At 60.7% G+C, this 13,808-nt stretch carries 14 protein-coding genes and 1 tRNA gene; 5 read left to right on the forward strand and 10 right to left on the reverse strand.

Translation table 11 applies throughout. The features are described 5' to 3' along the window. Positions 1-32: 32 nt before the first annotated feature. From QZ409_RS04505 to QZ409_RS04520, 4 genes are all read right to left on the reverse strand, one after another. Positions 33-320 carry a hypothetical protein gene (locus QZ409_RS04505; RefSeq protein WP_296707383.1) on the reverse strand — a complete coding sequence of 96 codons (288 nt, stop codon included), beginning with the start codon at positions 318-320 and terminating at the stop codon, positions 33-35. 86 nt (positions 321-406) lie between these two features. Next, complete coding sequence (locus QZ409_RS04510) at positions 407-847, reverse strand: DUF1178 family protein (protein WP_296707384.1); 441 nt, start codon at positions 845-847, stop codon at positions 407-409. Beyond that, entirely contained in the window at positions 844-1,113 is a 270-nt protein-coding gene (gene grxC / locus QZ409_RS04515; protein ID WP_296707385.1) for a glutaredoxin 3, read from the reverse strand. The genes QZ409_RS04510 and grxC overlap by 4 nt, the downstream gene beginning before the upstream one ends. 43 nt (positions 1,114-1,156) lie before the next feature. Further along, positions 1,157-1,960: a ComF family protein gene (locus QZ409_RS04520; RefSeq protein ID WP_296707386.1), complete on the reverse strand. Its 804-nt coding sequence runs from the start codon at positions 1,958-1,960 to the stop codon at positions 1,157-1,159. A gap of 74 nt (positions 1,961-2,034) precedes the next feature. Between QZ409_RS04520 and QZ409_RS04525 the strand changes: the two genes are divergently transcribed. Then, positions 2,035-2,913: a methyltransferase domain-containing protein gene (locus QZ409_RS04525; RefSeq protein WP_296707387.1), complete on the forward strand. Its 879-nt coding sequence runs from the start codon at positions 2,035-2,037 to the stop codon at positions 2,911-2,913. On the opposite strand, the gene QZ409_RS04530 is transcribed toward QZ409_RS04525, so the two are convergent. Beyond that, positions 2,910-3,344 carry a helix-turn-helix domain-containing protein gene (locus QZ409_RS04530; protein ID WP_296707388.1) on the reverse strand — a complete coding sequence of 145 codons (435 nt, stop codon included), beginning with the start codon at positions 3,342-3,344 and terminating at the stop codon, positions 2,910-2,912. The two genes, QZ409_RS04525 and QZ409_RS04530, sit on opposite strands and share 4 nt — an antisense overlap. Before the next feature lie 95 nt (positions 3,345-3,439). Here QZ409_RS04530 and QZ409_RS04535 point away from each other — a divergent pair, with 95 nt between their 5' ends. The 3 genes from QZ409_RS04535 (at position 3,440) to QZ409_RS04545 (ending at position 7,203) form a co-directional block, all read left to right on the forward strand. After that, positions 3,440-4,288, forward strand: coding sequence for an SDR family oxidoreductase (locus tag QZ409_RS04535; protein ID WP_296707389.1), 849 nt, complete (start codon positions 3,440-3,442; stop codon positions 4,286-4,288). Between the two features lie 194 nt (positions 4,289-4,482). After that, complete coding sequence (locus QZ409_RS04540; protein WP_296707390.1) at positions 4,483-4,851, forward strand: DUF2946 family protein; 369 nt, start codon at positions 4,483-4,485, stop codon at positions 4,849-4,851. Between the two features lie 57 nt (positions 4,852-4,908). Further along, positions 4,909-7,203 (forward strand): TonB-dependent receptor plug domain-containing protein, encoded by a 2,295-nt coding sequence (locus QZ409_RS04545; RefSeq protein WP_296707391.1) that lies wholly within the window; start codon positions 4,909-4,911, stop codon positions 7,201-7,203. 36 nt (positions 7,204-7,239) lie between these two features. On the opposite strand, the gene QZ409_RS04550 is transcribed toward QZ409_RS04545, so the two are convergent. Further along, a complete protein-coding gene (locus QZ409_RS04550; RefSeq protein WP_296707392.1) occupies positions 7,240-7,755 on the reverse strand; it encodes a disulfide bond formation protein B in 516 nt (171 codons plus the stop codon). Positions 7,756-7,758: 3 nt separating this feature from the next. Continuing rightward, positions 7,759-8,340, reverse strand: a complete 582-nt coding sequence (locus QZ409_RS04555; protein ID WP_296707393.1) for a YqaA family protein — start codon at positions 8,338-8,340, stop codon at positions 7,759-7,761. A 234-nt stretch (positions 8,341-8,574) separates the two neighbouring features. Between QZ409_RS04555 and QZ409_RS04560 the strand changes: the two genes are divergently transcribed. After that, positions 8,575-8,659: transfer RNA gene (locus QZ409_RS04560), tRNA-Leu, on the forward strand. Between the two features lie 1,735 nt (positions 8,660-10,394). Here the strand turns inward: QZ409_RS04560 and QZ409_RS04565 are convergent. The 3 genes from QZ409_RS04565 to QZ409_RS04575 form a co-directional block, all read right to left on the reverse strand. Continuing rightward, positions 10,395-10,670: a hypothetical protein gene (locus QZ409_RS04565; protein WP_296707394.1), complete on the reverse strand. Its 276-nt coding sequence runs from the start codon at positions 10,668-10,670 to the stop codon at positions 10,395-10,397. A 542-nt stretch (positions 10,671-11,212) separates the two neighbouring features. Next, on the reverse strand, positions 11,213-12,736 hold the full coding sequence (locus QZ409_RS04570) for a hypothetical protein (RefSeq protein WP_296707395.1): 1,524 nt from the start codon (positions 12,734-12,736) through the stop codon (positions 11,213-11,215). A 280-nt stretch (positions 12,737-13,016) separates the two neighbouring features. After that, entirely contained in the window at positions 13,017-13,640 is a 624-nt protein-coding gene (locus QZ409_RS04575; protein ID WP_296707396.1) for a GIY-YIG nuclease family protein, read from the reverse strand. Positions 13,641-13,808: the final 168 nt, after the last annotated feature.

Raw genomic sequence — 13,808 nt, forward strand, 5'->3', positions numbered from 1 at the left:
ATGAGGCTGCGCGGACGAATCACATCTGTCATTCAGCTCACAATGGCGTAGGTTTCACCAGCGCCGCCGTCCCTCCGTCCCCAGAAAGCGGCGGAAAGTCCGGCGGCTTCCGCTTGCATCAGCACGCATTCGAAGGCGCGGCGTTCGGCTGTGGCGCGCTTCTCGCCGCCGTCATATTCGATCAGCGCCGCGCGTTCCTCGTAAAGCTCGCGCCAGTCTTCCGGCAGTTGGTCGAGCTGGTCACGCCAGTCGGCGCGCAGCGGCCGTGCGCCGCCAGCATGGACCCTGAGAGGAACCGAGAGAGACAGGCCTTGCGCCATTCGCGCCTCCGAGCCAAATTTTCACTGTAAATGTTCCTATTTTGTTCTCTCATAAAAAGCAAGCGGAAAAATTCGGCGCTGCGTTGTCAACCCCGGTCTTCTGGCAAAATCGGCATGGGCAGGATGGAGACGCCTTCTTCCATCAGGTCGCGCGCCTCCTCCAGCGAGGCCTGGCCGCGGATCGGGCGCACTGGCGCCGCGCCGTCGTGAATCCGGCGCGCTTCCTGTGGGAATTCAGCGCCGACGTCCACCGTGGCGGCGACGATCTTGGCGTGAAGCTCATGCGCCATCGTCCGCAATTCGCGGTCGCTTTCGCCGAGCAGCGCGACGTTCTGCTTTACCGGCGCCGCCGCTGTGCGCTTCTTGCGGGCGACGGCCGGAGCCATCACCGCCTTGCTGACTTTCGTCACATTGCAATGCGGGCAGGAGACGAGATCGTTCTCGATCTGGAAATCATAGGAATCATTGCTGGCGAACCAGCTTTCGAATTCATGGCTGTTTTCGCAGACGAGGGAAAAGCGGATCATGGCGCGACCCGATCCGTCAGAAGAGGGTCAAGTTCGCCGGCGAACTCCAGCGCGTAGAGGTCGTCGCAGCCGCCGATATGGCGGTCGCCGATGAAAATTTGCGGCACGGTCCTGCCGCCGCCGGAGCGCGCGGTCATTTCGGCGCGTTTGGGCGGGTCGAAATCCACCGGGATTTCCTCGAAGCGCGCGCCCTTCTCCATCAGCAGCGCCTTGGCGCGCATGCAATAGGGACAGGTCGCAGTGGTATAGATTACGATCTTGGGCATGGGCTGTTCTAATTCGGACCGCGTGCGCGGGCAATGGAAACCTTCACGATTCCGTTACGACTCGCGCGAAAACCAGCGCGTCGACACGTTTCGCCCCCGCCCGCAGCAATATGCGCGCCGCGGCGTTGAGCGTCGCCCCCGAGGTCATCACATCATCCACCAGCACGATCACGCGGCCTTCGGCCTCGATCCGCCGCGCGACGGGAACGTCGAAGGCGCCCTGGATGTTCCTGGCGCGCAAGCGTCGGGTCAGGCCAACCTGCGGCGGCGTGGGTTTGATGCGGATCAACAGTTCGGTTTCGACGGGCACAGCCGAGACCTTGCTTACGGCGGCGGCGAGCGCGGCGGCCTGATTGAAACGTCGGCGGGCGAGGCGGGTCCAATGCAGCGGAATGGGTATGAGCAGATCGGCGTCGCGGAGCAGTTCTTCGCCGGCTCGGGCCATCCAGAGGCCCATCGGCGCCGCCAACTCGCCGCGATCGCCATATTTCAGACGGTGGACGAGCTGGCGGGCTGGCCCGTCCTCGAAGCGGGCGACCGCGCGGACGCGCTGGAACACGGGCGGGTCAGCCAGCGCGGCCGGCGAGAGGATGCGGCCGCTTTCCCCGGCGGCGAGATCAATCTCGAACGGCGTTCCGAGCCGCTCGCAAAAGGGACGCTCGATGAAGCGCATCGCGCTCCAGCAGGCCGGACACAACCCGCCATGCGCGGCAATGGCGCGGCGGCAGGCGAGGCAGGAGGGCGGATAAAGCAGGTCGAGCGCGATCCCGCCCGCCCTTTTCAGGGCGCGCGCGCTGTGGCGAAGCCAGGTCGGCGTCTGGAGCAGCGAGGGATCGAACCGCAACATGGCTCGATCCTAACGGTTCGCTTTTTCGCGCGCAAAATTTTGACGGCGTGCGGCGTAGGGGGCATAAGGACTGCGTGTCGAACCCGCCGCTCATTTTCGATCGCGCCTTGTGGCGCAAACGCCTGACGCGCGCGCTGCGCGCGGAAAATCCTTGCGATTTCGTGGTGACGCGCGTGGCGGAGGATCTGGCTTTCCGCCTCTCGACCGTCAGCCGCCCCTTTCCGCGCGCGCTCGATCTCGGGTCGCCGCATCCGGCCATAGCCCAGGCCATGGCCGCGCCCGGACGGCTGCTGGTGCGCGCCGCGCCGGTCGAGGCGGCTTTGGGCGAAGAGGGGCTGCGGCTGGTCGCGGATGACGAGGCTTTGCCATTTGCGCCACAAAGCTTCGATCTCGTGGTCAGCGCGCTCAATCTGCACTTCGCCAATGACGTGCCCGGCGTATTCGCGCAAGCCCGCCGCGCTTTGGCGCCGGACGGATTGTTGCTCGCCGCGCTCGTCGGCGGCCAGACGCTGGCGGAATTGCGCGCCTGTCTCGCCCAGGCGCAGGAGGAGATCGAAGGCGGCGCCAGCCCGCGCGTCGCGCCTTTCGCCGATCTGCGCGATCTCGGCGGCCTGTTGCAGCGCGCCGGCCTCGCCTTGCCGGTGACCGATTGCGACGCCTTCACCGTCCGCTATCGCGACGTCTTCGGCTTGATGCGCGACCTACGTTCCATGGGCGCGACCAATGTGCTCGCCGCCGGGGCGCGCCGGCCGCTGCGCCGCGACGTGCTGTTGCGCATGGCGGCGATCTATGCGGAGAAATTTGCCGATCCGGACGGCAAGATCCGCGCGAGCTTCGAGATCATCTGGGCCTCGGGCTGGGCGCCGCATGAAAGCCAGCAGAAGCCGCTGGCGCCCGGCTCGGCTCAGGCCAGGCTCAGCGAGGCGCTCGGCGACAAGAGCGGCGACATTTAGCGCGCCGCGCGAGGCCGGGATGGGGCTTTCGCTTCCACGGGAGCGGCGGCGCTCCAGCCGGCGGAAATCTGCGGAATGCGGGTCTCGATCCAGTCCGCCAGCGCGGCGACTTTGTCGGCCGCCTCCTGCCCCAGCGGGGTGAGGCTGTATTCGACATGGGGAGGCACGACATCAAAGGCCTTCCGATCGACCATCCCGTCGGCCTCCAGCCATTGCAGCGTCTGCGCGAGCATTCTTTCGCTGACGCCGCCGATCTTCCTGCGCAATGCGCTGAAGCGATGCGCGTCGCCTTGAAGCGCGATGAGGACGAGTACGCCCCAGCGGCTGGTCAGGTGCTTGAGCACTTCCCGCGAGGGGCATGCCGCAATCATCAGGTCGCCACGCTGGAACTGCTGCGAGAGCGTCCGGGCGTCATTTGGCAGGTCCGACATCATTTTTCTCATACTTACATTTTTGTGCGTACTTACGAAAAGTATGCCTCATACCTAAAATAGCCTTGTCCGCTTTAAGGAACAAGGAGACCATCATGACATTCGCGGTTACCGGCGCATCGGGCCAGTTGGGCCGCATCGTCGTTGAAAAACTAAAATCAAAGGTCGGCCCGTCCGAAATCGTCGCCCTTGCGCGCGATCCCGGCAAGATCGCCGATCTCGCCGTGTCCGCCCGCGCGGCTGATTATGATCGGCCAGACACGTTCGACGCGGCTTTGCGCGGCGTCGACCGGCTCCTCCTGATCTCGTCGAGCGAAATCGGAAAAAGGCAGGTCCAGCACGCCAATGTCATCGAGGCGGCCCAGAGAGCCGGCGTCAGGAAAATCATCTACACCAGCCTGCTGCATGCGGATGTGTCGCCGCTGGACCTCGCCATAGAGCACAGGGCCACGGAAGACCGCCTTCGCGCATCGGGAGTCCCTTTCGTCATTCTCAGGAACGGCTGGTATACCGAGAATTACACCGGCTCCATCGGCGCGGCTCTGGCCGGGGGCGCCTTCATCGGCAGCGCGGGAGACGGCAAAATTTCGTCGGCATCGCGGAGCGATTACGCCGAAGCCGCCGTCGTCGCCCTGACGGGAGAGGCGGCGCCCGATGCGATTTACGAACTCGCGGGCGATGACGCCTATACCCTGACCGAGCTTGCGGCGGAAATTTCGAGGCAAGCGGGCAAGGTCATCCCATACAGGAATCTCGAACCCGCCGATTATGCGGCGGCCTTGACCGGCTTCGGCCTGCCCGCCGATTTCGCCAAAGTCATTGCGGGGTGGGATTACGGCGCCTCGCAGGGCGCCCTTTTCGACGACGGCCATCAATTGTCGAAACTGATCGGCAGGCCGACGACGCCTCTGGCCGAAACCGTGGCGCAAGCCCTCAAGGCCTGAGCCTCGTCACCCGCCCGGAGGGGATTCGCGAGACTCCTCTCCGTCGGTCTTTCCCGTCCCCGGTGTGGCGGATTTGCCGCGGCGCGATGTGAAAGAGGGCCGCGCCCGAAGACAGCGACAACTTGCCCGTTGCCGCAAACATGGCGATGCCTTAGCCACAATTCATGGCAAAGGTCTGGAAAGAGCGGGGTTATTTGCGTGCGATCGCGTTTGCGGCGCTCGCCTATATTCTTGCGCTCGCGCCGGTCCTCTCGTCCCGCCTCCAGCCCGGCGGCGGCCTCGAAGCCGGGCTGAACGGCTCCGGCGCCTGGACGATCTGCGCCCTGGATGGGTCGGTTTCCGATCGCGATCACGATGGCGGTCGCCCCGCCGGTCATGGTCACGAACATTGCGCCCTGTGCTGGACCTTTGCGGCGCCGCTTGCGTCGCCAATGGCCGCGACGGGCTTCTCGGCTCCTTACCGCGTCGCCGTCGCGCCCGATTTTCCGACAGCCGTCCTTTCGCTGCGCCTTTCCGGCTGGGCAACCAGCTGGTCGGCGCGCGCGCCGCCTTTCGTCGCTTGATCCGCCGCGAGGATTTAGCTCCTCGCCTGACGTTTTCAAGCCTCGAAAGACCTCATCATGTCGAAAATCGCGTCCTGCCTGCTGGCGGGCGTCGCGCTCATGCCTTTTGCCGCGCGCGCCCAGCAAGCCCCTTCTTTGCCTAATATCGATGTCTATGCGGACCGCTATTCTTCCCAATCTTCTTCCGAAGACGGCCAGTCCTCACGCGAGGGCAAGTCCACGCTCAACGCTACGATTATCTCCCGCGACGCCATCGCAACCCGCGCCCCGGCCACCAATGATACGGCGCTTATGCTGTCCGGCGCGCCGGGCGTCAGCTTTTATCAGGCCGGTCCGGTTTCGAGCCTGCCGGTGATCCACGGCCTCAATGACGACCGCAATGTCGTCGTGCTTGGCGGCGTGCCGATCAGCTCCGCCTGCGCCAACCACATGAACCCGCCTTTGTCCTATATCGACCCGGTCGCCATCGGCTCGGTCGAAGTGCTGACGGTCAATGTGCCGGTGAGCAAGGGGGGCGATTCGATCGGCGGCTCGATCATCGTCAAGCCGCGCGATCCCGTCTTCGCCGGCGCCCCGGCGCCCGCCGTCGTGAAGGGCGCAGCGCTCACCGCGGTCGAGGGACCGGCGCCCATCCTGTGGCCGCTCAGCCCCGGCGTCGTCGCCTCGGGATCGGTTTCGACCTACTACCGCTCGAATGGCGACGGCCTGAGCGTGTCGGGCCACGCCAATGTGGCGACCGATCATTTCAGCCTGCAATATGACGGCGCCTGGAGCAAAGCCGGCAATTATAACGCCGGCGACGGCTCGGTCGTGCGCTCGACGGGCTATGAGGCGCAGAACCAGTCCGCCACCCTGGCCTATCGCAACGAGGATCAGCTCCTCGCTTTCCACTATGCGTTCCAGAACATTCCCTATCAGGGCTTCGTCAATCAATACATGGACATGCTGGGGAATCTCGGCAACACCTTCGACCTGTCCTACAAGGGCGGCTTCGCCTGGGGCCGACTGGAAGCCAGCGCCTATTATCATCTGACCCAGCACTACATGAACTTCCTGGAGGACCGGGTCGGCTATGTCACGACGCCGCAGACCGGCATGCCGATGTATGTGAACGGCCAGGATTACGGCTACAAGCTCAAGGCCGAAATCATCGCGAGCCAGATCGATCTGGTGCGCGTCGGCAATGAGCTGCACATGCAGACGCTCAACGAATGGTGGCCGCCCGTCCAGTCCTCCGGCATGGGCATGGGGGACATGGGTATGAGCGGCATGAGCATGATGTGCTGCTCGACCTTCGTGAACGTCAATAACGGCCAGCGTAACGTCCTGAGCACTTATGCCGAATGGGAACGCCGCTGGACCAATCAATGGTCGACGCTCGTTGGCCTGCGCAATGACACGGTGTGGATGAACGCGGGCGACGTCCAGGGCTACAACACAATGATGTATGGCAAGAACGCGGCGGCGTTCAACGCCCAGGATCATGCAAAGACGGACATTAATTTCGACGCCACGGCGCTCGTGCGTTATTTTGTGGACCCGTCCGCGCAATATGAATTCGGTTATACGCGCAAGACGCGTTCGCCGAGCATTTACGAACGCTATGCCTGGTCCACCAATGCGATGGCCGCCTCGATGATCGGCTGGTTTGGCGACGGCAACGGCTATGTCGGCAATCTCGACCTGAAACCGGAGGTCGCGCATACGATCGCCGCGACGGCGCATTGGAGCGATCCGGCGCAAAAGGCCTGGGACGTGAAGCTGACGCCTTATTACAGCTATGTGCAGGACTATATCGACGTCGACAAGATCGGCACGATCGGCTCCGGCCCCAACGCGACCAATCTGCTGCGCTTCGCCAATCACAATGCCGAACTCTACGGCTTCGATATTTCGGGACGCGCCCTGATCGCCCATACGGCGGATTATGGCGACTTCTCGATCTCCGGCGTCGGCGGCTATGTGCGCGGCAGGCGTACCGACACGTCCATGAATCTTTATCATATGATGCCGCTGAACGGGAAAGCCGCTCTCGAAAACGCCATCGTCATTTTCGGCGGGCGCCTGACCAGCACGGCGGAAGTGCAGGCGGCGGCGGCCAAAACGCTTGTCCAGTCCGTGCGTCTCGAACCGACGACGCCGGCCTATGCGATCGTCAATCTGCGGACGTCCTTCGAATACCGGAACCTGCGCTTCGATCTGGGCGTCGAGAACCTCGCCAACCAGATGTATTACAACCCGCTCGGCGGCATCGACATCGCCGACTGGAACGCGGGGGCGAACGCCCTGCTCCATACGCCGGTCGCGGCGGTGGGCCGCACCATCTATGGCGGCGTCACCGCCAGGTTCTGAGAACAGAAGCCCGGCGCCGGTCGTCCGGCGCCGGGCTCAGCTCTTTTTCGGCGCCGTTGCGCCCAGTGCCGCGACCAAGGCGATTCCGGCGGAAACCAGCACGTTCCAATCAGCCAGCGACAGGCCGAGGATGCGCAGCGAGACCTCGTCGCAGCGTATGATGCGCGTGGTCTCCATCTGCCGGCGGAAATCTTCCATCGAAGCCGGCTTGACGAAATCGCCGGTGCAATCGGTCGGCCCGGGCCAGAATTTCCATTCGACGCCGGCATGATAGCCGCCAACGACCGCGCTGGCGACGAAGATGACGGCAAGAAGGGCAAGGAGCAGCCGCGCCGCGTAGGGCGGCGCATTGCGGGCCAGGAAAATCGCCGCCGTGGCCAGCGGCAGCGCCGCGTAATAGGGATAGCGCTGTTTCAGGCATAATTCGCAAGGCTCGAAGCCGAGCGACTGGAACGTCCAGGCGCCCGCGAGCGTGACAGCCGCGCCAAGCAATACCAAAGCGGCGGCGGGCAGGGGCTGCAAAAGAGATCGAAGCTGCGCGAATTTCGTCATGGGTTACACCAGATGGGCGGCGGCCCAGAAGCCGAACACGATGATCGCCAGCAGGATCACGACGAACCAGGCGAAATGCTTGTCCATCCAGACCCGGACCGTGTCGCCGTAGCGATTCATCGCCGCCGCGACCAGGAAGAAGCGCGCGCCGCGCGTGATCGCGGCGAGCAGGATGAACAGAGGCAGATTATAGCCGAGCAGGCCGCTGACGATGGTGACGAGCTTGAAGGGAATGGGCGTGAGGCCCTTCACCAGAATGAAGGCCCAGCCCCATTGCGCGTAAAACTCCCGCAGGGCGCCGATGCGCGGCCCATAGCCATAAAGCGCGATGATGTGATGGCCGATCGTATCGTAGAGCAAGGCCCCGATGGCATAGCCGAGGATGCCGCCCAGCACCGAGGCGATGGTGCAGACCAGCGCATAGAACCAGGCCTTCTGCGGCTTGGCCAGCGACATGGGCAGCAGGATGAGATCGGGCGGGAGCGGAAAGAACGAGCTTTCGGCGAAAGCGATTCCGGCGAGGGCCAGAGTCGCATGGCGGCTTTCGGCCAGCGACAACGTCCAGTCATAAAGCCTTTTGAACATCCGAATCCGATCCGTTGCGAACGCGCGGGTTGTAGCACTTTCGCTCAGCCTCGGCCAAGGCGAGCTTGCCCGTCTTGTCCCCAATGTCCGTGTTTGATCTTTTCCGGGGCCAGCGCGCCCGTTCGGCGCGGATCGAAAATCCCGGTCAAAAATGCGGAATCGCGCCCTCGCGGCGATTGACGGGACGAAGTTGCACGCTATGATCCGCGCCGCTTCGGGGCTTCGGCCCGCGATGCCCCTGTGGCGGAATTGGTAGACGCGCTCGACTCAAAATCGAGTTCCGCAAGGAGTGCTGGTTCGATCCCGGCCAGGGGCACCATTCCTGAACAGAATTGCGAACCTTTTTTGGTTTTGGCTTTCCGCCGACGGCTGCGGTGAGGTTATCGTTCGATCCGACGATACGGATCACACCTTCGCCGACGATCACGGCGTCCACGACGGCGCCGAGATAGGCTTTCCGCGCTGCGGTTTCGCCGTTTAGCAGCCGGTCTCTGGCAAGGCGGGTGAACTCCTCGATGGCGGCAGGGTCGATCGTAGCGGGAACGGCCGCCGACCGCCGGGCATAATCCAGCGCCTCCTTGGTGCGGTCGCGCGATTCCCGCAACGAATCGATTCGCCCTTTAAGCGTCGGCTCCGAGGTGTCGATCACGCCATCTTCGATCGCCTTATACAATCTGTTCAGCCGCGCCTCAGCTTCAGCGGCGTCGCGGGCAAGCTCGATCATGCGGTTGTTGGCAGAAGCTTGGCGTTCAGTCTGGCGTTGTAAAATCCCCGACAGAATCGCTGTCACCCGTTCGGGCGTGAGAAGCCTGTCGACAAGCGCCTCGGTGACCAGTTTGTCCGCCGTTGGCCTCGGAACTCGCCGATTGCAGCAGACGGCGTCACCGGCGCGATGACGACCCTGCTTCGTTGACTGAATGCATTTGTAGTAAGTGTAGGTAGTCCCTGTTCGGGATGTTCCCGTTGCGGTTGTAAGCGCGTGGGAGGGGTTACAGTCGCAACGGATGAGGCCACCAAGCAGTGAAGGGCCGGAATCCAGGCGTGGCCCACGGATTGCCGGTGCCCGGGACACCATCAGGGCTTGCACGTCGGAAAAAGTTTGCTGGTCAATGATTTCAGGCACATCGTAGGTGATGAGGTTCTTGCCGGTCTTGCGCTGCCCTGTTTCGGGATCGATTGGATTATATTCGCGCGTTCCGGTGTAGGCGGAGCGCGTGAGGATTTCATGGACGGTTCCGGTTCCGAATTGATTCCCGGCGCGCGACCGAAAGCCCTTCGCATTGAGCCACATGGCGATTTTTTTCGTGCCCAGCGGACCCGAAGCGCCGTCCCCTTTACGGGCTAATTCATAGCATTTGCGGACAATTTCGGCCTCAGCCGGCTCGATCGCCAGGCGTTTTTTCTGCTTTTTACCGATAAGCTCGGCGTCAACTGATTTATAGCCAAAAGGAATTATGCCGCCGTTAGAATATCCACGGTTGGCATTTTCATCCATTGTACGGATGGTGTTGCGAGAAATCTCGGCAGATTGATACTCGTTCACGATGCCGATGAATTGGCGAATGATTTTGCCAGATGCATCGTGAGAAAATGATTCGACGACGGAAAGAAGTCCTGTTCCGTGCTTGCGTATCGTTTGCACGCACAATTCCTGGTCGAGCGAATTCCGGAACCCACGGGATAGCGAATAGACGACCACGTAATCGACGGAACGGCTGCCGTCCATCACCCGCGCGATCATGGCTTCGAAGGCGGTGCGTCTCGTAGTCTTCCCGCTTTCTCCTTCTTCGCGGTAGACGTGAAGCAGTTTCAGATTGTCGCGTTCGCAGCGGGCGCGGAGCTGTTCTTCCTGCGTTGCCAGACTGAGCTCGTTTGCCGCCTGCTCTGGAGTCGAGACGCGGATATAGCCCACCGCCGTCTTCTGTTTCTTTTCCTCAACTCGGCTCGTTGGGTCCGTCAGATTCTTGCGGCTCATTTTTTCCTCTATGGACTCAGGCGACATGGAATTTGGGGAAGGCGCCGAGTTCAGGATGCGCGGCGCGGTGAGTACTTGTTCAGGGGTGGCGTTTGCTGATTTTCGTCAAGCAATCTTCAATGAGGTCGCCAAAATAGGCCTCGATGGCGTCCAGCTCTGCGCCGGTCACGGCCAACGGCTCAGGCAGGTCGACTTCGATGCGCCATTCCGTCGCATGACTGTTGGAGCGAGCCGCCCTCGCCATCTTGGGCGCGATGATCGAAGTGCCGTTGCTTGCCGGGTCAGAAGATTTCGGGTCTCCGAAATCGGGCGTTTCGCCCTTCGGGATGTCCATGGTGCACGTCTGTCCGTACATCCATCCAATCGGATGGGTGTTGAACGGCCGTTCGGCCGTTCGCACGAGCAGACGTGGGGCAGTGCGCCTTGCCGCCTGTCAACGCACCATGCGGACAGTACGGCCACCCACGAATCGCCTGACGTCATGGGATGAGGCATTCGCCCACTGACGCCAATTTTTCCCTCTGGAACCCAGTGCGCCGTTGAGATTATTTCCCGTAGGTTATGACGAGCGCTTGAGTTGCAGTGTGGCCGCCGCAACCCGCCTTAAGACTGTGGACCCAAGCATGCCAAGCCGGGTGCATAATCAGCGGATTGCTTTCATAAGCCAAAGGTCCCACAACGGAAAAATGGAGTCAATGTTCATGTTTATGATGATAATTCAGTCGCTTAGTCATTTTTTTGGGCGTTAAATGTTTCCGTTGTGGCTTGGCGTCATTGCGGTCTACGATCGAGGTCACAGCGTAATTCTGCCACTACGCAATAATCGATGCCGATGCAGCGGGTAAAGGCATCCGACGCGTTCAACTGGAAACTTTCGTCATCGTCGATAGCGCCTTTTCACTGCATCAATTCGACGAAAACATTTCCGGGAGTAGCGGTGGGCTTGACCGTAAACCGAACCCTTGTCGACACGACGCCGCCGGATCGACGAGAAAGTCTGTTCAGCGCTTCGGCGCGCCGAAAATTGCCATCCTCCGCCAGTCGTCCAATCAGTTTGGTCAAGATAATTTCGTAGGTGACTGCGCAGGTGACCTTTCCTATATTTGCGTCGTACCCTTCGAGGGTCGCATCGTTATGCAACGACACAGATTCGTAGGACTCCCCCGCGTAGGTTTTTCGATCTGCAAACGTTTGATAAATCAGCTTTCGAACCAAGTCCGATTGATCGACGCAGGCCTTGAGGTTCGAATTTATTGGTTTTGCAATGACTGCTGGTTGGCTAAGCGGTGTTGGCGATGCCGGTTCGACTTCATAGGGCACGCTGAAGCGCGAGATGTCGCTGATATATCCATGTTCTGCTAGGAACGCCCTTAATGCTGCGGGAAAGGCGAGCTTGACCTTCTTGTCGTCAGGACATTTGTCGATTGGCGCGTTCGTCGTGCATTTTTCCTGGCTGAAGTCGGATTGGTGGTCGTAGCTGGCGAGCATTTTCGACCACGCGGCATCGCCTCGTCCGACCAGTATCGAGCTTGCCACCCACCCTGCCAAAAAGCCGTTCGAGTGCCAGCTATCGTCTCCGTCGCCGGCATATTCCTCTTGCAAATACAAGCTTTGGAGGAGTGTATGCTGAAATTTCGCATCCGTGGCCACGTCGACCAACGTGTCTCCTGACAACTGATGAATGCGAGATGGAGAATATGATCCAGCGTAGGAATCAAAGGCATAAAGAAACGATTGGTCAATAGAGATCAGATAGCTGAAGCCTTTATTCTCAAGATCTTCGAATTGATATCCGCCATCGCCGTCGATCGTGTCGCCATCTACAACGTGCCAGGTTCCTTCTTTAGTCAAGGTGGCGATCTTCGTTATTGTGCAACAGTGTGCACCCTTCCAAAAGTAGGTAAAGACGACTTGTGGCATAGGAGAATTAGGGTCGAGACGCACCAATTGCACCTGTGATGCCGGCGTGTCCGTGGGGTTCTCCGTGAACTCCATGTTGAAGGCGGGCTTGCCCTTGTAAGTGCCTATGGCGACTGCATCGGCCTCGCCGTCGCCGACGGAATGGCGGGTCAATTTGATTTCCAAGTCATCCTTGCGGAAGGCCGCGTCGTGCTCGCCATCGTATTGGAGCGTGTCTTCTATATTGGAAGCTGGTTGCGCCCAGACGGATTCCACGAAGTTCGCGCCTTTGGTCAGATAGGCATCCTTCGGGGCCCGTTGCTCCTTGATCTGCGCCTCAAGAAATTGCCGGCCTAGGCCCGACCTGATCGTGTGCGGCCCGCTGACGGCGGCAAACCATCCGTTGGCGGAGCGAACCACGATCGGTTTGGCGGCTGCGTACCGTTGGGCGCCTGCGATTGCGTGATCCGCGTCCTGCCGGCTGACGAGCACGACCCAAAATTGATCGCCGCCGAGGCTCAATTCAACTGCTTCTGCGGGGGCTCTCCCCAGGCATAGGACCGCAATGGCGATCAGGCTGGCAACGACAAATTGACGGGATGCTCTGAATCTCACGAATCCATATGGCATAAATGACTCGCTGCCGGTCTGAGGCCGTTCTGGGGCCGTATCGCCAAAAGGCACCATGGCCGTGAAAGCTATTGCTTTGAACAAGCTCCAGCAAGCGGACGAGTGGTCACATGCGCAAAAAATGACTGCGGCGCATTTCGCGGGATGACCACGTCGAACAAGGCGAGCATTTTCAATTTCGATTCAGCCCGTGTTCGCCTCGAGTCAGTAGAATGTTCTTCCAGAACGTTTCTCGTCCGATGATAATATCGTCTGGCGTTGGGCTTGGGCGTGTTTCCAGCAGCGCGAAGCGGAACGCTTTACGGCAATATTCCAGGGTCGGATCCTTCACTAAGGCGCGCAATTCCACGTTGCCGCCATGCCCGGTGTTTACGTATTCCGACCAGCGGGACCAGACGCCATGGCCTCCATAAGCTGAGCCGACGTATCGCTTCCCGGTAGTCTGATCGGAGATGAGATAAACGCCCTTTACGCTCGCCAGCGCGGCCTTCCAGTCCGTCCGGTTGTTTTGCACAAGAGATTCAAGCTCCTCGAAAGAAAGGTCGATGTTTTCGAAACCCGGGAACGATCTGCCAGAATATTTCTCGCGAATGATCTCCTGTAATTCGAGGTTCTGATAGTGATTTTCAAAATTTACCCGTGTCGCGCGTTCCCGATACGACGAACGAAGTTTGAGGCGGCCAATGAAAGCGGAGCCTTCATCACTCAGCTCAACCTCGTAACGGTCGCTATGACGTTCTAATACGCGATAAATTCCGCCGAACAGCCATATATCGGGCTCGTGATAAAATTGCATAAGAGCGAATATTTTTGGGCGGTTGAAATCATTTCTGGCTGGTCTGTGTTGATTTCCGTTTGGAACTGACCCGGGATTTTCACTGAGAAGTGACCCGCCTTTTTATGTTCCTGCGGTCAGGTTTTGGTCAAGGCATTGGCTTTCTCCTTTCGTCCTTTTGCGGTTGCG

It is taken from the genome of Rhodoblastus sp., from assembly GCF_019449565.1.
GTDB lineage: Bacteria > Pseudomonadota > Alphaproteobacteria > Rhizobiales > Beijerinckiaceae > Rhodoblastus.